Source organism: Ruegeria sp. CJ3 (assembly GCF_056536725.1).
Window position 1 is genome coordinate 47,840 of record NZ_JBQFQE010000011.1, and the last position, 23,436, is coordinate 71,275.

The following is a 23,436-nucleotide window of genomic DNA, read 5'->3' on the forward strand; positions in this document are numbered from 1 at the left end:
CATCTGGCTTCGGACGCAATTAAGCCGTCCTTTGGCGCCTTTGCCCCAATGATTCCACATACTTACTGCTCGCCCATCATTTTGCGGTTCAACCGCGTACCTGTTATTGGACTGTTTCAAATCTTGTAACAGTTCAAGTTAAGGATGATTGGAACATTGACGGCAAGCAATTTGCAGCGCAATTTTTTGCCATATGGGCGCAAAAACGCCGATTTTCTTTCGTTTTCTCCCTATAGGAGAGGGTATGGACGGCAACTCGCGCATTGGAATCGTCATAATAGGGCGAAATGAAGGCAGCCGACTTGTCGCGTGCCTGGATTCGATTCCGGAAAACATCGGGCAGATCGTCTATGTCGATTCAGGATCGACCGACGGAAGCCTTGAAACCGCCCGGCGCGCCGGGGCCAGAACCGTCGAACTGGATATGAATCAACCCTTTACCGCGGCCCGTGCCAGAAATGCAGGGTTCCGCGTGCTGAGGGAATGCGCAGAGGTCAGCTTTGTGCAGTTTGTCGACGGCGACTGCATACTACAGCCTACCTGGTTCAAAACTGCCGCCGATTTTCTGGCTCAATCCCGCAAAACCGCCGTCGTCTGCGGCCGTCGGCGCGAACGGTTTCCCGATGACACCGTGTATAACCGCCTGTGTGACATCGAATGGGACACTCCGGTCGGCCAGACGGATTCATGCGGCGGCGATGCCATGATGCGCGTTGATGCGCTGACTCAGGTGGGCGGCTATCGCGAGACCATGATCGCAGGCGAAGAACCCGAGCTTTGCGTGCGATTGCGCGCCCAAGGCTGGCAGGTCTGGCGGCTGGACGAAGAGATGACGCTGCACGACGCGGACATCACCCATCTGGGACAGTGGTGGCGCCGGGCCCGCCGCAGCGGTCACGCCTTCGCCGAAGGCGCTGCCCTGCATGGCGCTGCCCCTGAACGGCACCGCATCCGCGAGGTGCGCCGGATTCTGGTATGGGGGGGCATTTTGCCAGTCATGCTGGTGTTGGCAGTCGCTCTAGTGTCGCCCTGGGCGCTGTGTCTGGGTCTGATATACCCGCTTCAAGTCGCCCGCATCGCCCGCCGGGACGCCCTGGGCAGAAAATCCGCCTGGGAACATGCTTTCTTTCTGGTTCTGGGCAACTTCCCCGAAGCACTGGGCATTGTCGAGTTTCACCTGCGGCAATGGCGTGGCAAACCTGCGGGAATTATCGAATACAAATGATCCGGAACCTCCCGAAGCCTTGCAGATGCGCCTTCTTTCTGCCCTTCTGCAACGGCAGGATCGCGATTTGAACATATGATTTCCCAAAGACCCCGGTCCGGGGTCCGTGGCAAGTAACAGTAAGGTATGCCCAATGCGTGTGGCCTATTTAACCAACCAGTACCCCAAAGTAAGCCACACCTTCATCCGGCGCGAGATCAACGAGCTTGAACGGCAAGGGGTCGAGGTCGAACGCTTTGCCTTTCGGGGCTGGGACGCTGATGTCGCAGATCCTCAGGATGAAACCGAACGCAGCAAGACCCGCTATACGCTGCATAACGGGTTGGGGTCGCTGCTGATCGATGGCGTGCGATACGCGGTGCGAAACCCCGGGCCGTTCTGGCGCGGGCTGAAGGCGGCGCTGTCGCTGTCGCGCAATGCCATGCGACCGTGGCCCTACCATCTGATCTATCTGGCCCATGCCTGCCGGATCAAACTCTGGCTGGATGAAAACCCCGTTTCTCACCTGCACGCGCATTTCGGCACGAACCCGACCGAAGTGGCGTTGCTGATCCGCCAGCTTGGCGGCCCAGGCTACAGCTTCACGATCCACGGGATGGATGAGGCCGACAACGCGCCGAAACTGGCGTTCGACCGCAAAGTGGCCGAGGCCCGCTTTGCCGTCGCAATCAGCGCCTTCAGCCGCAGCCAGCTTATGCGGCATGTCCCGCCGCAAGACTGGCCAAGGCTCAAAGTGGTCCATTGCGGGCTGGAACAGGATGCTTTTGCCGACGCCAATTCAATCTCCGCTGTCACCGCGCCGCACCTGTTGTGCATTGGTCGGCTGAGCCCGGAAAAAGGCCATCTGATCCTGTTGCAGGCCTTCGCCGACATCCGGCGCACCCATCCGCAAGCCCGGCTGGTCCTGGCCGGGGATGGCGAGCTGCGCAGCACCATCGAAACCCGCCTGAGCGAGCTTGGCCTGACCGATGCGGTCCGCATCACCGGCTGGATCTCATCGGATCAGGTGCGCGACGAGATCCAGCAGTGCCACACACTGGTGCAGCCCAGCCTGATCGAGGGCCTGCCCGTCGTCATCATGGAAGCCATGGCGCAAGCCCGGCCGGTCATCACCACCTATGTGGGCGGCATACCCGAACTGGTCCAGCCCGACAAAACCGGCTGGCTTGTCCCCGCAGGCGATGCCGAAGTGCTGGCTGATGCGATGCAGACCGCCCTCGCCACCTCTGCCGAACAACGGATCGAGATGGGCAGGTCGGCGCTGGACCGGGTGCGCGCGCGCCACAGCATTGGCACCGAGGTCGAAAAGCTGCGCGCACTGTATCAGGAGCAGCGCTGAGAGATGCGGGCGCTCAAGACAACCGCCCTGGCCCTGCTCAGCCAGGGACCGGTGCACGCCGTATTGCGAGCGCGGATGCTGCGCGACGCGCCAACCTTGGTGCTGTGTTACCATTCGCTGGGGCCGGATACCGACACCATCGACGCCTGGACCGTGACCCGCGCGGCGGATTTCAGGGACCAGATCGCCCTTTTGCGGCAATGGTTCGATATTGTAAGCCTCGGTGAGGCGCTGGATCCTGCCATGCCGACCTCACGCCGGCCCCGGGCAGTGATCACCTTCGATGACGGCGATATCGGCCTGTTCACGCATCTTCTGCCAATCGTCAAAGCCGAGGCGCTTCCGGTCACGCTCTATATCGCGACCGCGCAGATCGAAAGCGGTCAGGCCTATTGGTTCGACCGCATCATGAACGCGCTGCAAAACCCCGGGCCAACAACGATCAGCCTCGATTTAAATGGCGTCAGAACATGGCAGGTAGGACCCGAGACCGGTGCCGCGCGGTGGATGGTGATATCGGACATCCTCGAAACCCTCAAAACCGTCAGCCCCGAACGGCGCGAGCGTCTGACCCGCACCATTCTGGAACAGGCCGGGCCAGTGCAAAGCAAATTCACACCGCTGGCCCCGCTGACCGTCGGACAACTGCAAGAACTGGGCGCTACCCCGCATGTCACCATCGGGGCGCATAGCCATTGCCACAATCTTCTGGACCAGATCCCACTTGATCAGGCCGAGACCAGCATCCAAAAGTCGCGCGATCTGTTGCAGAACTGGACCGGCCAGCCCGTTGACCACTTTGCCTATCCCAACGGGAACCATACCCCTGAACTTGGCGAAGCGGTCCGGCGCGCCGGATTTCGGTCGGCAACGATCCTGGAAGGAACCCTGAGCGCGACCACGCCCCCCGATCCCTACGCGATCCCGCGGGTTCTGGTGGGGCGCTATGACAGTCTGGAGCGCCTGCGCCTGAGATTCATCGGCTATTAAGCTCAGGACGAGGGATCTGACCGGCGGCCCAAGACGCCCAGATTGGCAGCATCATCCTTGACCAGAACTTCGAAGGCCTGCCCAAACGGCTTGTCCGGGCCCGGCTCATGATCCGGCCAGTCGGCAACGCCGCTCCAATCCGCTATGAACTCAATGTCGCTGGCAACGACATAGTTGAGGACATGGCCCTCTTGCTTGAGCGCGCGCAACGCGTTGGGGTTCACCTTGCCGTCAAGATTGATAGTCCGGTCGCGCCAATAGCCTAGCGTCCCCGTCTGCACGGCGCCGACCCACGCACCGTCGGGCACATTATCCTGCACCCAGCCGACAACCTGGAAATGCCCCTGATCCTTGACACCGGGGATCAGCAAACGCCCCAGCAGGCCCAGACACATGGCGACTGCAATGACGCCCAGCACCTGCAGCATCGGTCGGGTTACACGCCCTCGCGACCATTCGACCGATTTCAGCCCGATAACCACAGTAGCGAGGATCAGCAAAGGGGCCAGCGGCGCCATATAGCGGCTCAGGAAATGCGGTGCCCCGAAATAGAGCCCGTAGTAAGTCGCCAGAAAGACCCCAAACAGAAAATAGGCCGCGACCACCAGACGAGACCGATGCCCCGTGCGCCAGACAAAGGTCAGGAACACGGCAAGCACCAATGCGACGACCAACCCACAGACAACTATCACGACCTGCATCCCTTCGACCGCGGCGGGCAGCGGCAACATCGGGAACAGATGCTCGAACAGGCGGGTTGGCAGTAGAGACAGATTGCTGCCGAACCCCGCTCCATGAGACTGGGAAATCCCGCTGATGGGTGTGATCGAGCCGAACAGCAGCTTGTTGTAGATCAACCATGGCGCCGCAAACAGCAGCGACAGCAGCCCGGGCGGGACCAGCCGGCGGATAACCGACAAGAACCGGACCCTGAGAACCAGCAGCTCAAACAGTCCCCAGACCGCGAAAATGGCCACGACAAGCAACGCGCCATCAATACGCGCCAGAAATGTCACCCCGCACAGAGCGCCCAGATACAGCCGGTCGGCCCCCGTTGCCTCAAGCCCCTTATCCAGGATCTTTCCGAACTGCAGCAGCGTCAGAAGAACCATCAACGTGTAAAGCCCGGTTTCCAGAGCGTTCATACTGTGCAGCAAAAGCAGCGGCCCAACAAACCACAGGGTTGCCACGAACCAGCTCCAGACGGGATCGTCGGTGTGGGGGGCAAGGATGGTTCGCGCGAAACGTTGCAGTACGAAATACCCAGCCACCGAAAGCGCCGCGGAAATCAGAATGATCCCGGCAAGGCTGTCCACCTTGTCGCCCCCGGTGATGAAATAGGGGACCGTGAACAGAAAGGTTGCCAGCGGCTGGACGCCATTTGTGACGATCGTCCCTTCCGAGACGGTCATGCCCAGCCCGATTGCCATGTTTCGAGCAATCGTCAGCATCAGGTAGCCGTCTTCGGTAATGAAGAATTGCGCCAGCGCCGCTTCACCCGCCACGATCGGGAAAAGACGGTAAATCACGCCAAAAATGAACGCGGCAATAATCGCAATAAAAAGAAGTTTTCTACTCATAAGCACATCAGGTCCTGATCATAGCGGGGGCTTACCCCGATGATCCGGGTTCAATGACCTCCATAAACCGCAGATCCAGCGCCTTTTCATATTTTCGCCCGTCCGCTGGTGTGACGGTGCCGGAATACAGAAGCAGCCAGTCCGAGAACGTGAGTTCGTTGCGGGTCCAGACAAGATCGTACCGGTTGATGAACTCACGCAGGGTACCGGTCTGCACCTTGGCCCAGAAAAAGTCGGTCGTGGCGTAATCGACCACCCCGAAGCAATCCCGGTAGACGGCCCAGTTATCCTCGATCGTCCAATCCAGCGGGCGGCCGATTTTCTCAAGAAAGCGCGACGCGATGTAGCTTTCGGCGACCGCGATCCGGCACATCTCGCCGAGGGGCTTGCTGGCATACATCTCAGGTACGGTTTGGGGCCAGTCGTCGGGCGGCGGCGACAGGTTCAGGTCGGGCGTCCAGTACGTCAACATATCATCCGCATGGCCGAACACGGTCTGATCGCCTAGATGATAGGGGGCGTATTTCAGGGTTCCATGACCCACGCCAAAAATGCGGAACTTCTGATCGAATCCACCATTGGGCGGGAAGGTATGCGCCATGCTGGCCAGAAATCCCATGACGTTATGGCGATACAGGCGCTGATCGGTGCGGGTTTTCATGATCCAGTCGGCGCCGTCCTCATGGGCCCGGCGCACCCCGGCACCTGCGCTAACCAGCTGCATATTCAGATTGGACATCCCCGGAATTTCGGGTTTGGCGGACAGAACGATCTCGACCCCCTGCGCCCGCAGCGGTGCCAAAAGGGCTTCGGGCGTATCCTCCCAGGTCGACAGATACCGCCGAACCCCCGGCATCGTCTTCTCGTAGATGCGCATCGTTTCGAGGGTGAAATTATCGTCTTCGAGAATGGGGCCCTGCATGACAATCGCCATGGGTCCCAGATCTTTTTCAGGCTCGGCCATCGGGGCCACCTGGTAGCTGTATTTTGGCCTGCTGGTATAGGTCAGAAAGGCCTCGCCCCACCGGTTCATCCTGTGCATCGTCGACAACAGAATCCGGCGGCCGATTTTCAGCGGGATACTGTTTTCGCCTTCGGGATCGTTATTCATCTGCCAATCCCTCGACGGCGACCCGCGAAACGGCAGAGTCCAGGAATGCGTCCAGATCGACCGGCACGCCGATCCCATGCATACCCGCGCCGACTTTCCCAATCGAATGGCAAACAATCTGCGCACCCTGATCCGCCATCGCCGTGTAGACCGGAGCCACGTAGAACTCGCCATTCACCCGGATGTCCGCCGCGATCATCCGATCCGCCGCCGCGACGAAATCGGAACCCTTGGCGAAGTTGTAGATACCAACCGTCGCCTCATCCGAGACGACGACCTTTTCCACCACTTCGACCACGCGCCCGGTGTCATCCCGACGCACAAAGGACCATTTGTCGTCATCCGCCCACATGGTCATGATCAGCCCGTCAGCTTCACCGAGATCGGCCAGATAGGCGTCGATATCGGCATCGATGTACTGATCGCAATTGGCGATCATCAGCGGATCGTCATTATCAATCACATCCCGCGCCAGCAATACCGTGCAAGCTGCGCCTTCAGTCACCTCATCCACGTAGATGATACCGCAGCCCGGTGCCCAGCTTTGCAACTTGTCCGCCAGCCCATATTCCGCGTCGTGATCCCGCAGGATCAGAAATGTGAAACGATGCGGGATGCTGGGGGTCAGGTTGGCGATGACAACCTGAATCATCGGGATCCCGTGTACCGGGATCAAAGGTTTGGGCAACTCATAGCCAGCCGTCGCAAACCGGCTGCCGCGACCTGCCATCGGCACGACGATGTTCAACATAGATACTTGTCTCCGGCTACGCTGGGCAGTTTTACAACAACAGTGGTGGTATCGGTCAGCGCCTCGAAATCGGTGGCTTCGCCCGGCTCGATCAGGACGATGTCGCCATCCGAATATTCCTGATCATTCATGCGCACGCGGCCCGACACAATCAGCGTCACCTCGGGCGCGACCTTGTGCATGTGGCGCGGCTCAAGACTGCCCGCATCGTAGGTTTTAACGGCAACCTCCGCGGCGTCCGTCCGCAAGACAGCCGGGTCGAAGTTGCCCACAAACCATCCTTTGGTCATGTCATTCAGGCGAAACGTCTTCATGCCCGCGCCGCCTTTCTACGCGCGACCAGCTCCTGCTCATATTCCTCGACCGCCTGCGGCGTCGCCAATGAGATATACTGGTCCCGCTCGATCCGGTGAATTCCGATCTTCTTTTGCGACAGGATCATCTCGTTGAAAGACGGGCAGACAAAGAAACCGCCATTCACATCGGCCCCTTTCAGAATCATCGTTTTCGCCGCTTCGACAAAATCAGCACCCTTGCGGAAATAATAGATCCCGGCCGTTGCGTCGCGGCTGATCGGGCGCTTCTCAGCGGCTTCGATCACCAGCCCTTCACTGTCGGTTTTGACGAAAGACCAACGTGGGTGAACACTGTCGAAAACAACCGTTCCCGCATCAAGATCGCGCGCCCGGAACCCGTCGATCACCGAACCGATATCGAAGGCCAGAACCTGATCCGAATTGGTGATCACCAGTTCCTCATCGTTGTCCATATGCGCCACCGCCAACAGGGCGGTGCAGGCAGCGCCGGCAGTCTTGCCATCAGCACGCACGACCGAGCAGCCCGGGATCAGCAAACGGAGAACGTCGCCAAGGTGGAACCGCAGATCATCCTCTTTGCGAACGATAAAGACAAACTCAGCCCCATCAATACCGGTCAGCGGCTCGGTCGCGTGATCGATCAGCGGGCGACCGTCGATCTCGATAATCGGCTTGGCAAAGGGAAAGCCATGTTTGCGGAACAGATCATCCCCGCCCGCCATTGGGATCACGATTTTCATGCGGCGCGCTCCTCTACCTGCGCAATGGCATCCAAAATGCGATCCAGTTGCACGTCAAATACGGTCTGGACAACCAGCAGCGGGCAGCCCGCCTCTTCTGCAGCCTTGATCCCGTTTGGGTTGTCCTCGACCACCAGGCATTGCTCGGGTTTCAGGCCCAGCTTTTCGGCGGCGGTCAGGTAAATCTCGGGATGCGGCTTGGCTTTTTTCACGTCCTCATTGCTGAGCATCACATCCAGGTATTTCGACAGTGCCGCCTGATCCATCATCAGTTCAACGCTGCTGCGTACCGCGTTCGAGGCAAGGCCCAGCTTGTAGCCCCGCGCCTTGAGGTTCGACAGCGCGTATTCATGCACGAAGATCGGGTTGCAGTTCAGATGCACCTGATCAATCGTGAATTTTTGCTTCAACGTGTTCAGGAAACCATGCAATTCACGCGGCAGGCCGCGTTCTTTCGACAGCATCTCAAGCTTTACGCGGGTCGGCAGCCCGTCGAAGGTGGACAGGTGATCGGCGCGCGAAATCTCATATCCGAAATGTTCCAGCGCCCGGTTCAGGGCGTGGAAATGCCACTCTTTGGCGTCGATCAGCACGCCGTCCATGTCAAATACTACGGCTTCAATGGTCATCGAAAAACTCTCTGGCTTGTTCAGGATAATCGGTGCAAATCAGGGCATTTTCATGACCCGATATGTCGGAACCACGCAGCATCTCCCAGACCGGGCGATGATCGCGGCCATGTAGTTCGGGCGAGACGATGCAAACCCGCTTTCCCGCATCCAGATGGCGCGCGACCACATCCGGGCCCCACCAGTCCGAGTGAAACGCATCCAGCCAAACGCCTGCTGCGCGGTCATAGAAGCTGGGGTCCATCTCCTCGTCGCTGTGGCGGGTGAAGACCGGAATGCCCGAGGACAACCAGCGCAGCGCGTCGGGAACGGACATATCAAAGACAAAAGCATCGCGGATCGAGAACGCGTCCAGCAGATCCCGGGTCATATCGGTCAGCCCGTCCGCCTTAACGTTCAGCGCCAGCGTCAGATCCGGCCCAAGTTCGCGATGAATCTCGGCCATTTCTGAGGCCGACATACACGCCCCAACCGGCGGGTCATGAGACACCACCAGCGCCCCGGCCAGATCCCGCAGATCCGTTTCGGTACCGAAACCCATTTCGAACGATCGTCTGAAAGCAATCGACAGGTTCTTTTCCTCTGCCGTTTGCCAATAACCTCTGTGGCTAAGTACCTGCATGACTGGAACAACTCACTAAAACGATTCTACTCTAAGGTTAACGCAGGACCCGCTCAAGAAATTTGGAAACCCCGCCGGTTCTACGTTGCTTTTCGAAACATTACCCTGACAGGGCCGGTATTGTGGCCACTTTTACGACGCCGCCGAGTAATGGAAACACGTCTCGACCCCTGCGCTGCATTCCGGTGATATCTGGGTCAAACCCGCCGCCGCCAGCCAGCGGCGCATTGCGCTGCGGCTTGGATAGATGGGGCGCGACGTCGAATAGGCCCCGGGCGGGCGCAGCAGGCGCCGGCCCGACACGGTATAGGCGAGCGTATTGACCATGGTAACGGTATAGGCCTTTGCCTGCCCCAATCCCCGGAACAGCGCGGGCGCTTCATACCAGCCATACGCGCCCAGGGTTCCGCCCACGATGATCAACTCTCCTCCGGGGGTGAGAATGCGCGATATCTCGGCCAGGGCCTGGTGGATCTCAAAATACTGATGAGAGGTCACACAAAGAACCAAATCGACCTCGTCATCGGCAAATGGCAGCTTTTCAGCCTGGCCATCGCGAATATCGGCAGCCTTCAGACCCTCGCGTTCGGCAAATATCGCGCCCATCTGCCGATAGCCCGCAACCGGTTCGATCCCGCACACCTCGGCCCCCGCAGCCGATAGCGACAACAAGTTCGCACCCATACCTGCGCCGATTTCCATGACTTTCCGGTTGCTGAAATAGCTGGCCGTCAGGTGCGGTGCCGCCCCCTCGAACGGCAGCGCCTTGTCCCGGTCCAGCCAGAAGGCATATTCACGGCAGGAATCGGCGGCCATGCCACCCTGCGGGGTCAGTTGCCCTTCGGGCCCATCGATCCAGCCCAGACCTTCGGCCACCGGGGCGGCAACAGGTGCAAACGCCGCCGCATCCGCCATCATGCTTTTCTGACCCATGAAGCGGATCAATTGTTCGGCTTCAGGCGCAAGCAGCCGGTCACGAAACTGGTTCAGTTCGGCCTCAGACCACATCGCCGCCCCCCGGCGCACAGCTGCGGCAGATAACCGTCACACAGGGAAGTTTCCGCATACAGGCGCGCTCCGCTCAGTACCCATAGTTGTAGGGCTGTTCCATATAGCGGCACTTGTTAAGCACCACGCCCAGCAGATTGCTTTTCTGCCGGATCTCGTGCTCGCAGGTCTTCATCTCTTCAACCGTCGATGCCTCGGCCGCTGCAACAAGCAGGACGCAGTCGATCTGATCCAGAAACGCCAGCGTGTCGTCACAGGTCAACAACGGCGGTGTATCGAAAATCATAATATCCGGAGCATACCGTGCCTCCAGATCGTCGATCACCCGCGCCGCATCTTTACCCTGCAACAGCTCGGACGGATCGTGCGCCGGCCGGCGGTTGGTGGCAAAGGCAAGCTTTTGCTTGTAGCAGCACATATGATCCTCGGGCCGGGATTCATCCGCCAACGCAGAGGCGAAGTTATGAGCCTCCTTGAAGTTCAGCATCTTTTCAATCGACGGTTTGCGCATATCGAGATCGATCAGCATGGTCCGAATGTCGCGCTGCCGGCCCAAACCAAATGCAAGGTTCAGGCAAAGGGTCGACTTGCCGCAAGCGCTGCTCGGCGATGTCACCGCAACCCGGCGCCAGTTGTTCTTGCGCATCTCATGCAGCATCCGGGTGCGCATCCCGTCAAAAGAGCCCGAGTTGGGGCTGGCCTGATCCGTCACGATCCGCGCCCGGCTCAGCGTTTTGGGTTTGAACTCAACCGCCGGCAGCTCGGCCCAGGCCTTGTCGATGGCCTCTGCCTGTGTTGCTTCGGCGCTGGAAGCCGGGGCAACGGGTTCCGCGACCGCAAACGGTCCTTTGGGGTCGGGCTCGGTCTGCTGACGGGCTTCGCGGGCTTTCTGAATTGCAGATTGGATACGTTCCATAAGTAATCCTTCTCAGCCGTTATCCGACAGGTTGGCCGGATCGCCGATCCCCAGCTTTTCGGTCACGATGGAAATAAAGGCTTCAATGGGTTCATAATTGATGTGCGCAAGATAAAGCACCCCGCAAATCGCTGCGACCGGCACCAGTATGGACATCGCCACGATCCCTTTCCTCAGCACGATCTGCTCGGTCGTCTGGATATAGGGCACAGTGCCAAAAACAGGACCGCCGAACTGCGCCTCAAGTTCGGATGGCCTGCGGATTTTATTGTTCAGTATCTCCAGCAGCAGGAAAAGCACCGTCGCCAGACCAAGGCCGCCCACCAGCCCGAAGAACGCAATGAGCTTCCGGTTCGGATCCGCCGGGGCCAGCGGGATCGACGCCATCTCGGTCACAGTCACACGCTGCCCGCGCGATTGCGCTTCGATCTGATCGCCGGTGCGGGCTTCTGCCAGACTTGCGGTCGCCTGAGCATATTGCAGGCGCAGATTGTCATAATCCCGCTCCAGCGTACCCAGTGTGATGGCGTTCCCCGGCGTTTCCTCAATGGACGCGGCCAGTTTTTCAAGCTCGCGTTCGTTGATGGCGCGTTCTTCTTCGATGAATTCGATCTGACCGTCGATATCGGCCAACTGCAACTCGAACGCAGTAATGTTCGGGGCCGTCTCGGTTCCAAGGCCCAGCCGGATATTGGCCGCCTCAAGCGCCGCAATCTGCGCGTCCAGAGATCTGATCCGCGGGTGGTCCTGCGAATAGATGACACTGGCCGAGGCCCGCTCGTCCTGCAATTGGCGCAGCTGACGCTGTTCAGGCGTCAGGCTTTCCCCCAGAAAATCCGGACGCCCGGTTCTTTCATAAACCTCGACCAGCCGCGCGCGGCGATCCCTGAGGCCGGACAATTCTCGATCCAGTTGCAGCACTCTTTCTTGCAGGGATGACTGACGGTTGCGCCGATATTCCAGACTGTCCGGCAGCGCATCCTTGTTCGCCTCTTGATACTCAAGAATAAGCGCGCCCTGTTCTGCTAGTTCATCGTCCAGACGGGCAACCTCGCCGATGAAGAACTCGAGCGTCTGACTGGTGACGCTGGTGCGCATTTCGACATTCTGTTCCAGAATCTGGGCCACCAACTCGTTCGTCACCGCCGCCGAGGTCTCCCCTGTCGGTGCGGCGAACGACACCCGCACAAAAGACGCACGGTTGTTGAAGTTGTTGACAGGCAGCTCGATGGTAATCCGTTCTTCCATATCCTCAACGATGGCGTCGCTAGGCAGGTTCGGTTGCTCGGCGTGGACATCGAAACGTTCGGAAAGTTCCAGCAGTTTCGTACGGGTCAGCAGACGCTGCTGGATCACCTCGAGGATCTCGATGACGCTGGCCTGCACGGTCGACGAGGCCAGCTCACCGGGGATCTGCGGCGACTCGACGACCAGACGCGCCTCGGCCCGGTAGATTGGCGGCAGGGTGAAGGCCAGCACCAGGCCCGCAACCGTGCATCCGACCACGATCAGGGCCAGAAAGTGAAACCGCCGGAGAAACAGCGACAGATAAAACCGAAACTCACTCATCATAGTTGAAAATCGCTTCCTTGTTCAGGTTGGCGCGCCGCAAAAAAAGCTCCGTCGTCCAGAACCTTCTGCACGGTATGTCCGATTATGCTCTTGTTGCCGCGGGTAAACGCGTAGACCATCGACAGATCGCAAAGCTGATTGACCAGCCGGGGCACCCCGCCGGTGGCCTCGTAGACCAGATCGGTCGCCGCACGGCTGAACAGGTTCCGTTTCGCCCCCGCCACGGCCAGCCGGTGCCCGACATATTTTCGAACCGTCCTGGCATCCATCGCGTTCAGATGAAAACTTGACGCGACCCGCTGGGCGAACTGCCGCATCTCGGGACGTCTGATCATATCCAGAAGCTCGGGCTGGCCCACCAATACCAGTTGCAGCAACTCGTCCTTGTTCGAGTTGATATTTGTGAACATCCTGAGTTCTTCCAAAGATTCCGTACTGAGGTTCTGAGCCTCGTCGAAAATCAGAATCACCCGGCGCCCCATCGCATATTGGTCGATCAGATAGGCCTGAAACGCCGCAAAAAGATCGACATAGGTTCCCCCGGCCGGTGCGGGCTGATCCAGCGCCATCAGGACCCAGCGGAGCAGTTCGCCCCGGTCCCCGTGCGCGTTGGAAATCAGGCCGATCTTGACGTCTTCGCCGACCGATTTCAGCAGCTGATGCACAAGGGTTGTCTTACCCGAACCAACCTCGCCGGTAATCAGCGTTATCGGCGCGCGGGTCAGAATACCATATTCCAGCATGGTAAACGCGCGCTGGTGCGAATCCGACCAGAACAGAAAACCCGGATCAGGCACAAGCGAGAAAGGCCGCTCGGTCAATCCGAAGTGATCCGTATAAATATCCAAAGAGCTACCAGTCGTATGGTTGCCGGAAGTATGGCCAGTACGAATATTCAACCTATTCACTCATTTCACAAAACCACGAGCAAAATCCACGCTCGCGCAGGCAGTATCCTACACCAAAAAAGGGCGAGTTTGAGGCATGTAACAAATAACCCGGTTAATGTCGTTGCCGACAGCAACCAGACTGCGACCCAAAGCCGCTTGCCGCAACCCCCTGTTGAACCGATTTTTCTACTTTGCGACCATTTGATCCCTGACACGGGATCGAAACTGATGGGTGACTGACGCCCCCTGCCGGATCACACTTATCCATCGTAACACCTGGAAACACTCAACAAACAACACAAGCCACCGGCCGCTGAGCGGGCAGCACAAGGACTTCTCTTATCCGGCGAAGCGGCAGGGCGCAACATGGCAAAACGCCTGACCGGTTGGGGCCCGGTCACCAAAAAAATGCCAGATTGCTAAATTAGGCGTGGGCGCAACTCGGATATCTGGTACTCCGATCAGCAGCAATCGGGGGCAGTTTGTCGTTATGTATGGGTATTAGTGGATCATGATTTTAAGGCGCCAGCAGCTGGGTTTGTCCGATTTGGGGCTGAAGGCTCGCGCCATGCGCAGTTCGCTTTGGTCGCTGCTGGGGTTCGGCGCGACACAGGCGGTGCGACTGGCGTCGAACCTGATCTTGACGCGGTTGCTGTTTCCCGAAGCCTTCGGCCTGATCGCCCTGATCCTGGCTGTGCTTGTGGGTCTGTCGATGGTTTCGGACGCCGGCATCAGCCCCTCGATCCAGCAAAGCAAGCGCGGCGACGATCCCGATTTCCTCAACACCGCCTGGACGATGCAGGTCGCACGCGGCGGCATTCTGTGGGTTGCGTCCTGTCTGCTGGCTTTTCCGCTGGCGAATTTCTACAACGAACCCTCGCTGGCCGTCCTTCTGCCGGTTGCGGGGATCACCCTGTTTATCGACGGTTTCCGACCGACGCGGGTCGAAACCGCCGGACGCCACCTGATGATCGGGCGGCTGATGCTGCTGGATTTTCTGGGGCAAACCGCCGGGGTCATCCTGATGGTCGGGCTGGCGCTGTTCTTTCAATCGATCTGGGTCATGATTGCCGGCGCGATAACCTCGAGCGCGGTCAAGCTGGCCCTTCATTTCCTATTCCTCAGCGGCCAGAAAAACCGTTTTCGCTGGGAAAAACAGTCGGTCAGCGAACTGTTCCACTTTGGTAAATGGATCTACCTCAGCACGATCGCGGGGTTCATCTCGACCCAGGGCGACCGCATCATTCTGGGCAAATTCCTGACCATCGACATGCTGGGCATTTACAGCATCGGCTTCTTCATCGCCAGCTTCCCGTTTCTGCTGGGCGAGTCGGTTCTGGGGCGTATCCTGATCCCGCTCTACCGGGAAAAACCCCCCTCGGAATCCGCCGAGAACTTCCGCAAGTTGCGCAAGATGCGCTGCGCGATCACCAGCGGCCTGCTGGCCATGACGCTTCTGCTGGCCGCGCTGGCGCCCGCCATCGTGTCGATCCTGTACGATCCGCGCTACATGGCCGCCGGGGGGATCGCGACCCTGATCTCGGTGGTCCTGATCCCGCAGATCGTTCTGCAGACCTACGACCGGGTTGCCCTTGCGGCTGGGGACTCGCGAAATTTCTGCCTCTATGTGGTCGCAAGGTCCACGACACAAATCGCCTTCTTCCTGATCGGCGTCAGCCAGTTCGGACTGATCGGTGCCCTTGCGGGACAGTTCCTTGCAGGCCTTGCCGTTTTCCCGATGCTGATCCTGCTGGCCCGGCGGCACAAGGCTTGGGATCCGCTGCATGATTTCGCCTTTGGTGTGGGGGGAATCGCGCTTGGCCTATTGGCCATCTGGCTGAATGCCGACGCGATTGCCTTGATCCGCTGACCGCATAATCGTTCGTGACGCCTTGGCACCCTCCCCGGCGAAGGGTTACTTTCACACTATCCGGACCGAATCGTTTTTGTCCTCAAGAATTTAAGGTGTGCTTTGTGTCAGTATCCCATTTCTCTACCCCTCTCGCCCATGAAACCTCCCGACCGCTGCTGTCAGCATCGGAGTCGGCGACGTGATACCCGGCAACTCGGCTGGCACCACAATTCCTCGCAATGTGGAATACTGTTTCCATTATCGACATAAGCAATCTGGTGATCAGATCCTCAGGCAAAATCTGTCTCTTTGGTCATAATTCAGGCACGTTCTTCGTTAAACTGGTTGTATTGGTTCCATTTCTCATTTGGAAAAAACATGCTGATCGCACGCCCTCATGAGCTCACAGCTCGGATACCGGGTTGCATGTGTCCGCGTCAGTTCTTTGTTATATAGGGTTAAAGGTTGCTCGGTTAAGGTGATGGACGGTTCGAAAATGGATAACCCGGTCCGGGACGGCGATATCGCGATCGTTGGCATGGCGGCGCATCTGCCCGGCGCCGATTCGGTTGAGACATTCTGGTCAAACCTGCGCAGCGGCGTGGAATCGATCCAGCGCATCAGCGATGAGGATTTGCTGGCCTCGGGCGAAGCGCCGCATCTTCTCAAGCGCCCTGACTATGTGCCTTTTGCGGCGCCTCTGGACGGGTTCGACCGGTTCGATGCGGAATTCTTCGGCCTGTCACCCAAAGAAGCCGCCATCATGGACCCACAGCACAGGCAGCTACTGGAATGCGCCTGGGAAGCGCTGGAAAACGCCGGCCACCCGCCCGAGACCTTTCCCGGACCCATCGGCGTTTTCGCGGGCTGCGGCATGGGCAGCTATTTCTATTTCAACGTCTGCTCGAACCCCGATCTGGTCGACGACGTGGGCATGTTCCTGCTGCGCCATACGGGCAACGATAAGGACTTCCTGTCGACCCGCGTCAGCCATGTGCTGGACCTCAAGGGGCCCAGCGTCAACGTGCAGACCGCGTGTTCGACCTCGCTGGTCGCCGCGCATTACGCCGTGCAGGCACTGATGACCGGCGAATGCGATATGGCATTGGCGGGCGGGGTCACCATCGAACTGCCGCAGAACCGGGGATATATCTACAAAGAGGGCGAGGTGCTCTCGCCCGATGGTCAATGCCACGCGTTCGATCACCGCGCACAAGGCACTGTCTTTGGCTCTGGCGCGGGCGTTGTTGTCCTGCGCAGGCTGGCCGATGCGCTCGAGGACGGAGACCATATCTGGGCCGTCATCCGCGGCACGGCGATCAACAATGACGGTGCCGCCAAGGCTGGCTATCTGGCACCTTCGGTCGATGGCCAATCTGCCGCAATCTCTGAGGCGCATATGATGGCGGACGTGACCGCCGACACGATTGACTATGTCGAATGCCACGGCACGGGCACCTATCTGGGTGATCCCATCGAAGTGGCCGCGCTGACCAAGGCGTTTTCGGAAACCACGCAGGAAACCGGGTTCTGCCGCTTGGGGTCGGTGAAGACCAATATCGGCCACCTCGACACCGCCGCTGGCGTGGCCAGCCTGATCAAGGCGTCTCTGTCGTTGCATCACCGCCAGTTGCCGCCCAGCCTCGGGTACGAAAAGCCCAACCCGGCCATTGATTTCGAATCCAGCCCCTTCCGGGTCAACGACACGCTGACCGACTGGGTTCCGCAAAAAGGCCCGCGCCGGGCTGGCGTGAACTCTCTGGGCGTCGGAGGCACCAACGCCCATGCGATCCTGCAGGAGGCACCCGCGCGGCAAGAGTCTGACCCCTCGGACTGGCCGTTTCAGTTGCTGACAGTTTCGGCCCGCAGCAAAAAGGCACTGGATCAGGGAGCCGAGGCGCTTGCCGCGCATCTGCGCGCGAACCCCAGCCAGAACCTTGCCGACGTTGCCTGGACCCTGAAACAAGGGCGGCGCGGGTTCGAGAAACGCCGGGTTGTGGTGGCCGAAACACACGAACAAGCCGCCGCGATGCTGGAAGAAAACGACCCGCGTCGCGTGTTCACCCATACGGTGATCTCGGACAATCCCGACCACGTTTTCATGTTCCCCGGCGGCGGAGCGCAATACGCGGGCATGGCGCGTGATCTCTATGAGACCGAGCCGGTCTTTGCCGACTGGATGGATAAGGGGCTGGATATTCTTCAACCCAAGCTCGACTATGACATCCGCGCCATCTGGCTGCCCGAGCCGGACCAGATGGCCGGGGCGGATGAGCGGTTGAAGACGCCTTCGGTGCAATTGCCTCTGATCATGATCACCGAATATGCGCTGGCGCAGCTTTGGATGGCATGGGGCGTGGAACCGGCGGCCTTGGTCGGCCATTCGATGGGCGAGAACACCGCCGCCTGCGTTGCAGGCGTGATGTCGTTCGAGGATTGCATCGGGCTGGTCCATCTGCGCGGGAAACTGTTCGATACGGTGCCCGCAGGTGGGATGCTCAGCGTGCCTCTACCCGCGGACGAACTGCGCCCGTTGCTTGGGGATGACCTTGATCTGGGTGCGGTGAACGCGCCGGGTTTAACCGTCGCCACAGGACCGCAAGCCGCGCTAGATGACCTGCAAGAGAGACTGGCGAAACAGGACGTCGACTGTCAGCGCATTCTTATCGATATCGCCGCCCATTCGCGGATGCTGGAACCGATCCTGAAGGATTTCGGTGACTATCTACGGTCAATCGAACTCAACGCGCCCAAGATACCCTTCCCGTCAAACCGCAGCGGCACCTGGATCACCGAGGCTGAGGCCACCGATCCCGAATACTGGGTCGGCCACCTGCGCGGCACCGTCCATTTTGCGGATTGCATCGGTACGCTGGCAGAAAACCCTGAGCGTATCTTTATCGAGGTCGGCCCCGGCAAGGCGCTGGCCTCTCTGACCGGGCAGCACGGCAAGGTTGACGCCAATCAGGTCATCAGCAGCCTGCGTCATCCCGATGATACCGTCGCGGATGATGCCTATTTCATGGCGATGCTGGGCCGTGTCTGGGCCCTTGGTGGCACGTTCGACTGGGACCAGATCTGGGGCGAGGCGCGGCGCAACCGAGTGCCGCTGCCGACCTATCGGTTCCAGCGCTCGCCCTATTTCATCGAACCGGGCAAGGTGCAGTCTGACACCGCGCAGCAATGGCTGATGCGGACTGAAAACCCCGAAGACTGGGGCTATCGCGTGGCGTGGTCACCGAAATATGCCGAATGCGATGTGGATGTCTCGGGCGATCTGTCAGACAGCACGCGGGAAAACTGGCTGATCTTCGCGGATGAGGCCGGGCTGTGCGGCGGGTTGGTCGAACGCCTGCGCAAAGCCGGGCATACTGTAACCCTTGTCACCACTGGCGATGCGTTTACACGCATCGATGCCGACACCTATCGGCTTGCCCCCGAACGCGGGCGCGAAGGGTATCAGGCCTTGCTTGCCGATCTGGCCGCCAACGACCGTATTCCCAACCGGATCGTCCATGGCTGGCTGCTGACACAGGACGAAAGCTTCCGCCCCGGCAGCAGCTTCTTCCACCGCAATCTCGAACAGGGCTTCTTCAGCCTGTTCTTCCTGGCGCAGGCCATCGGGGAAGAGGACCTCTCGGCCCCGATGCATATCAGCATCCTCAGCTCTGGCGCGTTTCAGGTTCGGGATGAAGGTCTGCCCCATCCCGAAAAGGCCACGCTTACCGGCCCTGCCCGCGTGATCCCGCGCGAATATCCGGGCATCACCTGTGGCGTTCTGGACGTCGACCTGCCGCAACAAAACGGCAAACGCAAAGCCCCAGCCCCGTCGCCCGAATTGGCTGATCAGGTGCTCGAAGACCTGCTGGCCGCCCCGGGCAACTGGACGGCGGCCCTGCGCGGCGGCAAGCGGATGGCGCAGCAATACCGCGCCCGGACCCTGCCCGATCCGATGCCTCAGGACCTGCCTCTGCGCGATGGCGGCACCTATATGATCACCGGCGGGTTTGGTGGCATTGGCCTGACACTAGCCAACGCGCTCATCAATCGGTGCAAGGCAAACATCGTTCTGGTTTCACGCGGCGCACTGCCGCCCCGTGACCAATGGCCCCGTATTCTGCAGAACAGTGCGCCGCAAGACAGCACGGCCCGCCGCATCCGCGCGATAGAAGCGTTGGAGGCTTCGGGCGGTAAGGTCCTGTCGATCAGCGCCGATGTCTCGAATGTCGAGGATATGCGCGCCGCAATGGATCAGGTGACCGCAGAGTTTGGCCAAATCAACGGTGTCATCCACGCCGCCGGGCTGATCGCCGACGCCCCCATCATGACCAAGTCGATGATGGAGATCGAAGACGTCTTTACCCCGAAACTCCACGGCACACAGGTCATCGACCAATTGTTCCCTGATGGAACGCTCGACTGGTTAGTTCTGTTCTCCTCGACGTCGACCGCAACGGCTCCGATTGGTCAGGTCGACTACGTGGCGGCAAATGAATACCTCAACGCTTACGCCCGGGCGCGCGCCGGGGACAAGACGCAGGTGCTGGCGATCAACTGGGGCATCTGGTCCGATGTCGGCATGGCTGCAGACGCGATGGAAGCACGAACCGGCGGCACACCACCCCCGACCGAACCCGCGCACGTTCCGATGCTGGATGAGGCCACGTTCGATACAGCGGGCAACCGGTTGTTCACAGCGACCTACAACGCAAAGGATCGTTGGTTCCTGAACGATCACCGCACCAAGGCGGGTGATGCACTGATCCCCGGCACCGGTTATCTTGAACTGGCCGCGCAGGCGATGGACGCGCAGGGTGAGGTCACTCCGTTCGAGATCAGGGATCTGTATTTCCTGCGCCCACTGGCGGTTTCGGACAGCAAGGATCAGCAGGTCAAACTGCGCCTGCCGCGCAGCGATGTCGGATATGATCTGGTTGTCGAAAGCGCTGCCGACGGCGACGGCTTTGACATGAATGCGCAGGCCAGCCTGTCTCTGCTGCCGCTGCCCACGCCCGACCCTGTCGATATCGCCGCAATCGCCGCGCGCTGTTCCGATCCGCGGCAAGCGCCGGAAGGCGGGCGCCTGCGGTCCAGCCAAGAGGCGCATCTGGCCTTTGGCCCGCGCTGGCGCGTTCTGACCTCGACCGCGCTTGGGCAGGGCGAAGGCCTTGCGCATCTGGCCCTGACGTATGATCTGCGCGGCGATCTTGATGCTGGATATCGCCTGCATCCCGGCCTGATGGATCTGGCAACCGGCTGGGCCATGGCGCTGATCGAAGGCTATGAGCCGACCCACTTGTGGGTGCCGGTCTCCTACCGGTCCGTCCGTGTTCACCAACCCCTGCCCGCGGAAATCGTCAGCTGGGTGCGCAACGCTGGCGACAATCGTGCAGATGGCGAAACCGCCAGTTTCGATGTCACAATTGCAGCCCCGGACGGAACTGTCTGCGTCGAGGTCGAGGGTTTCTCGATCCGCCGCATGGAAGAGGCCGCCGGGTTTGCCGCGTCCGAGGCTCCGGCCGCGCAGACCAGTGAACTGGACACTCCGGCCCCGCTGTCACCGGCCGAGGAACGGCTGCGCCACAACCTGTCGCAGGGTATTCTGGCCAGCGAAGGGGCCGACCTGTTCTTCCGCGCGCTGGCTGCAAGGCAATCGCAAGTCATCCTGTCCTCGCTCGATCTGAACGGCCTTGTCGCACAGGCGGGCGAAAGCACAGCGGATGCTGCAGGGTACGAGCAGAAATTCGAACGGCCAGAGCTCGACTCGGATTATGTGGCCCCAGAAAACGATATCGAAATCCGGCTGGCCGGGTTCTGGCAGGAACTGCTAGGCGTCGATCAGATCGGGGTCGAAGACAGCTTCTTCGACCTTGGCGGTCATTCTCTGATCGCCGTGCGCCTTTTCGCGCAAATCCGCAAAACCTATAACGTGGACTTCCCGATCTCGGTCCTGTTCGAAGCGCCGACCATCCGCAAATGCGCCGAACTGATCGCCGCGCGCGGTGTTCCAACCGAAGGCGGCGGTGGCGATGCACCAGCTGCTGCCCCGGCAACCCCAGAACGGCGGTTCACGCATCTTGTACCGATGCACTCTGGCGAGGGCGGACCCAAAACGCCGTTCTTCCTTGTGGCAGGCATGTTCGGCAATGTGCTGAACCTGCGCCATCTGGCGCATCTGATCGGCGCCGACCGGCCCTTCTATGGTCTGCAGGCGCGTGGTCTGTTCGGGGACGAGGATCCCCACCGCGACCTGCAAGAAGCCGCTCGGGACTACATTTCTGAGATGCGGCAGGTGCAGCCGAAAGGGCCGTACATGCTGGGCGGCTTCTCGGGCGGTGGCATCACCGCCTACGAGATCGCGCAGCAATTGACCGCCGCTGGCGAAGAGGTCAGCGCGCTGGTGATGCTCGACACCCCGCTACCGGTGCGACCCTCTGTCAGCAAACGCGACCGGATCATGATCCAGCTGCTGGAACTGCGCGAACGCGGCCCGGGCTACCCGGTCGAGTGGGCCAAAAAGCGGATCGCGTGGGAGATGGAAAAGCGCAACTCGGACGGCGAACCGGTCGCCGAAGGCCAACAATTCCACAACGCCGCCATCGAAGAGGCGTTTCTGGAAAGCGTCGGCTCTTACCCGCTGAAACCGTGGGCCGGCCCGCTGACCCTGTTCCGTCCGCCGTTGGTAGCGAAATGGAAGGTCGCCCCGGACCGTCTGGTCAATCATGAACGCGACTACATCACACCCGACAATGACTGGACTCCATGGGCCCCGAAGATCGAGGTGTTCGAGGTGCCGGGTGACCATGACTCGATGGTACTGGAACCAAATGTGCGCGTCCTTGCCTCGCGTATGAAACGATGCCTGGATGAGGCGGAGAGAAAATGTCTGACCCCTGCATCCTGACCGTTCTGCTGAACTACAAGACCGCCGACATGACCCTGCGCGCGGCCGAAGCAGTGCGCGCGGCGATGGACGGCATCCGGGGCGAGATCATCATCGTCGACAACGACTCGCAGGACGGGTCGTTCGAGGCCATCTCGGCCCATGTGACCAAACAGGGCTGGGACGAAGACGCGCGCGTCCGGGTGATCCAGTCGGGTCACAATGGCGGCTTTGGTGCGGGCAACAACGTGGGCATCCGCGCAGGGCTGAGCGACGGCACGCGGCCCGATTACTGCTATATCGTGAACTCGGACGCCTTCCCGGCCCCCGATGCGATCCGTATCCTGCTGAACCACCTGGAAACCACGCCTCAGGCCGGTTTCGCAGGCAGCTATATCTATGGCGATGATGGCGAGCCGCACCTGACCAGCTTCCGCTTTCCGACTATCGCCAGCGAATTCGAAGGCGCGATCAACTTCGGACCCGTCACCAAGCTGCTGGGTCATAAGGCCGTTCCTATCCCGATCCCGACCGAGACACAGCCCGTAGACTGGCTGGCCGGGGCCAGCCTGATGATGCGCGACAGTGTGTTGTCCGAGATCGGGCTGTTTGACGAAACCTTCTTTCTCTATTTCGAGGAAACCGACCTGTGCCGTCGGGCCGCCCTTGCAGGCTATCGCACGGATTATGTGCGCAGCAGCGAGGTCATGCATATCGGATCGGCCTCGACGGGCATGAAGACGTGGAAGCGCGTGCCCGGTTATTGGTACGATTCCCGGCTGCATTACTTCGTGAAAAATCACGGCGCGCTTTACGCCGCCGGGGCCACGCTGGCGCATCTGACTGCGGGGTTCCTGCATTGGCTGCGGTGCTTGATCACCCGCAAGGAACGCGGCGTTTCACCCTATTTTCTGCTGACCCTGCTCTGGCACGATACCCGTGCGCTATTTCGCGCAGTTCTGGGTCGTAACAAGCCCGTCAGCGCCCCCGAACCTGTTGTTGGAGAGTAAT

Annotated in this window: 17 protein-coding genes; 6 read left to right on the forward strand and 11 right to left on the reverse strand. The window is 60.0% G+C overall.

Features of this window, described 5'->3' with window-relative positions; all coding sequences use genetic code 11:
- Window positions 1–244: 244 nt before the first annotated feature.
- The 3 genes from ACR0J1_RS16945 (at window position 245) to ACR0J1_RS16955 (ending at window position 3,554) form a co-directional block, all read left to right on the forward strand.
- Window positions 245–1,225 (forward strand): glycosyltransferase family 2 protein, encoded by a 981-nt coding sequence (locus ACR0J1_RS16945; RefSeq protein ID WP_480733909.1) that lies wholly within the window; start codon window positions 245–247, stop codon window positions 1,223–1,225.
- 133 nt (window positions 1,226–1,358) lie between these two features.
- Complete coding sequence (locus ACR0J1_RS16950; protein ID WP_480733908.1) at window positions 1,359–2,564, forward strand: glycosyltransferase family 4 protein; 1,206 nt, start codon at window positions 1,359–1,361, stop codon at window positions 2,562–2,564.
- A 3-nt stretch (window positions 2,565–2,567) separates the two neighbouring features.
- A complete protein-coding gene (locus ACR0J1_RS16955) occupies window positions 2,568–3,554 on the forward strand; it encodes a polysaccharide deacetylase family protein (RefSeq protein ID WP_480733907.1) in 987 nt (328 codons plus the stop codon).
- A gap of 2 nt (window positions 3,555–3,556) precedes the next feature.
- Here ACR0J1_RS16955 and ACR0J1_RS16960 read toward each other — a convergent pair whose 3' ends face one another.
- The 11 genes from ACR0J1_RS16960 to ACR0J1_RS17010 form a co-directional block, all read right to left on the reverse strand.
- Entirely contained in the window at window positions 3,557–5,134 is a 1,578-nt protein-coding gene (locus ACR0J1_RS16960; protein ID WP_480733906.1) for a hypothetical protein, read from the reverse strand.
- A 31-nt stretch (window positions 5,135–5,165) separates the two neighbouring features.
- Window positions 5,166–6,245 carry a WavE lipopolysaccharide synthesis family protein gene (locus tag ACR0J1_RS16965; protein ID WP_480733905.1) on the reverse strand — a complete coding sequence of 360 codons (1,080 nt, stop codon included), beginning with the start codon at window positions 6,243–6,245 and terminating at the stop codon, window positions 5,166–5,168.
- A complete protein-coding gene (locus tag ACR0J1_RS16970) occupies window positions 6,238–6,996 on the reverse strand; it encodes a glycosyltransferase family 2 protein (protein WP_480533121.1) in 759 nt (252 codons plus the stop codon). The genes ACR0J1_RS16965 and ACR0J1_RS16970 overlap by 8 nt, the downstream gene beginning before the upstream one ends.
- Complete coding sequence (locus tag ACR0J1_RS16975; RefSeq protein ID WP_480733904.1) at window positions 6,990–7,310, reverse strand: cupin domain-containing protein; 321 nt, start codon at window positions 7,308–7,310, stop codon at window positions 6,990–6,992. The genes ACR0J1_RS16970 and ACR0J1_RS16975 overlap by 7 nt, the downstream gene beginning before the upstream one ends.
- A complete protein-coding gene (locus ACR0J1_RS16980; protein ID WP_480733903.1) occupies window positions 7,307–8,053 on the reverse strand; it encodes a glycosyltransferase family 2 protein in 747 nt (248 codons plus the stop codon). Before ACR0J1_RS16980 ends, ACR0J1_RS16975 begins: the two co-directional genes overlap by 4 nt.
- Window positions 8,050–8,682 carry an HAD family hydrolase gene (locus ACR0J1_RS16985; protein WP_480472327.1) on the reverse strand — a complete coding sequence of 211 codons (633 nt, stop codon included), beginning with the start codon at window positions 8,680–8,682 and terminating at the stop codon, window positions 8,050–8,052. The genes ACR0J1_RS16980 and ACR0J1_RS16985 overlap by 4 nt, the downstream gene beginning before the upstream one ends.
- Window positions 8,672–9,223, reverse strand: a complete 552-nt coding sequence (locus ACR0J1_RS16990) for a PI-PLC domain-containing protein (protein ID WP_480733902.1) — start codon at window positions 9,221–9,223, stop codon at window positions 8,672–8,674. The genes ACR0J1_RS16985 and ACR0J1_RS16990 overlap by 11 nt, the downstream gene beginning before the upstream one ends.
- 213 nt (window positions 9,224–9,436) lie before the next feature.
- Entirely contained in the window at window positions 9,437–10,312 is an 876-nt protein-coding gene (locus tag ACR0J1_RS16995) for a class I SAM-dependent methyltransferase (protein WP_480733901.1), read from the reverse strand.
- 73 nt (window positions 10,313–10,385) lie between these two features.
- A complete protein-coding gene (locus ACR0J1_RS17000) occupies window positions 10,386–11,228 on the reverse strand; it encodes a CpsD/CapB family tyrosine-protein kinase (RefSeq protein ID WP_480733900.1) in 843 nt (280 codons plus the stop codon).
- A 12-nt stretch (window positions 11,229–11,240) separates the two neighbouring features.
- Window positions 11,241–12,800, reverse strand: coding sequence for a GumC family protein (locus ACR0J1_RS17005; protein ID WP_480733899.1), 1,560 nt, complete (start codon window positions 12,798–12,800; stop codon window positions 11,241–11,243).
- Window positions 12,797–13,621 carry an ExeA family protein gene (locus ACR0J1_RS17010; RefSeq protein ID WP_480733898.1) on the reverse strand — a complete coding sequence of 275 codons (825 nt, stop codon included), beginning with the start codon at window positions 13,619–13,621 and terminating at the stop codon, window positions 12,797–12,799. Before ACR0J1_RS17010 ends, ACR0J1_RS17005 begins: the two co-directional genes overlap by 4 nt.
- Before the next feature lie 637 nt (window positions 13,622–14,258).
- Here ACR0J1_RS17010 and ACR0J1_RS17015 point away from each other — a divergent pair.
- The 3 genes from ACR0J1_RS17015 to ACR0J1_RS17025 all read left to right on the forward strand — a co-directional run bounded on the left by ACR0J1_RS17015 (window position 14,259) and on the right by ACR0J1_RS17025 (window position 23,435).
- Window positions 14,259–15,560: an oligosaccharide flippase family protein gene (locus tag ACR0J1_RS17015; RefSeq protein WP_480733897.1), complete on the forward strand. Its 1,302-nt coding sequence runs from the start codon at window positions 14,259–14,261 to the stop codon at window positions 15,558–15,560.
- A gap of 463 nt (window positions 15,561–16,023) precedes the next feature.
- Window positions 16,024–22,446, forward strand: a complete 6,423-nt coding sequence (locus ACR0J1_RS17020) for a type I polyketide synthase (protein ID WP_480733896.1) — start codon at window positions 16,024–16,026, stop codon at window positions 22,444–22,446.
- Complete coding sequence (locus ACR0J1_RS17025; RefSeq protein ID WP_480733895.1) at window positions 22,425–23,435, forward strand: glycosyltransferase family 2 protein; 1,011 nt, start codon at window positions 22,425–22,427, stop codon at window positions 23,433–23,435. Before ACR0J1_RS17020 ends, ACR0J1_RS17025 begins: the two co-directional genes overlap by 22 nt.
- The last annotated feature ends 1 nt before the right edge of the window (window position 23,436 follow it).

Excerpts from the sequence above, each read along its gene's own strand:
- ACR0J1_RS16945 (WP_480733909.1), top strand. The coding sequence starts at position 245 with ATGGACGGCAACTCGCGCATTGGAATCGTCATAATAGGGCGAAATGAA.
- ACR0J1_RS16950 (WP_480733908.1), top strand. The coding sequence starts at position 1,359 with ATGCGTGTGGCCTATTTAACCAACCAGTACCCCAAAGTAAGCCACACC.
- ACR0J1_RS16955 (WP_480733907.1), top strand. The coding sequence starts at position 2,568 with ATGCGGGCGCTCAAGACAACCGCCCTGGCCCTGCTCAGCCAGGGACCG.
- ACR0J1_RS16960 (WP_480733906.1), bottom strand. The coding sequence starts at position 5,134 with ATGAGTAGAAAACTTCTTTTTATTGCGATTATTGCCGCGTTCATTTTT.
- ACR0J1_RS16965 (WP_480733905.1), bottom strand. The coding sequence starts at position 6,245 with ATGAATAACGATCCCGAAGGCGAAAACAGTATCCCGCTGAAAATCGGC.
- ACR0J1_RS16970 (WP_480533121.1), bottom strand. The coding sequence starts at position 6,996 with ATGTTGAACATCGTCGTGCCGATGGCAGGTCGCGGCAGCCGGTTTGCG.
- ACR0J1_RS16975 (WP_480733904.1), bottom strand. The coding sequence starts at position 7,310 with ATGAAGACGTTTCGCCTGAATGACATGACCAAAGGATGGTTTGTGGGC.
- ACR0J1_RS16980 (WP_480733903.1), bottom strand. The coding sequence starts at position 8,053 with ATGAAAATCGTGATCCCAATGGCGGGCGGGGATGATCTGTTCCGCAAA.
- ACR0J1_RS16985 (WP_480472327.1), bottom strand. The coding sequence starts at position 8,682 with ATGACCATTGAAGCCGTAGTATTTGACATGGACGGCGTGCTGATCGAC.
- ACR0J1_RS16990 (WP_480733902.1), bottom strand. The coding sequence starts at position 9,223 with ATGGGTTTCGGTACCGAAACGGATCTGCGGGATCTGGCCGGGGCGCTG.
- ACR0J1_RS16995 (WP_480733901.1), bottom strand. The coding sequence starts at position 10,312 with ATGTGGTCTGAGGCCGAACTGAACCAGTTTCGTGACCGGCTGCTTGCG.
- ACR0J1_RS17000 (WP_480733900.1), bottom strand. The coding sequence starts at position 11,228 with ATGGAACGTATCCAATCTGCAATTCAGAAAGCCCGCGAAGCCCGTCAG.
- ACR0J1_RS17005 (WP_480733899.1), bottom strand. The coding sequence starts at position 12,800 with ATGATGAGTGAGTTTCGGTTTTATCTGTCGCTGTTTCTCCGGCGGTTT.
- ACR0J1_RS17015 (WP_480733897.1), top strand. The coding sequence starts at position 14,259 with ATGCGCAGTTCGCTTTGGTCGCTGCTGGGGTTCGGCGCGACACAGGCG.
- ACR0J1_RS17020 (WP_480733896.1), top strand. The coding sequence starts at position 16,024 with ATGGACGGTTCGAAAATGGATAACCCGGTCCGGGACGGCGATATCGCG.
- ACR0J1_RS17025 (WP_480733895.1), top strand. The coding sequence starts at position 22,425 with ATGTCTGACCCCTGCATCCTGACCGTTCTGCTGAACTACAAGACCGCC.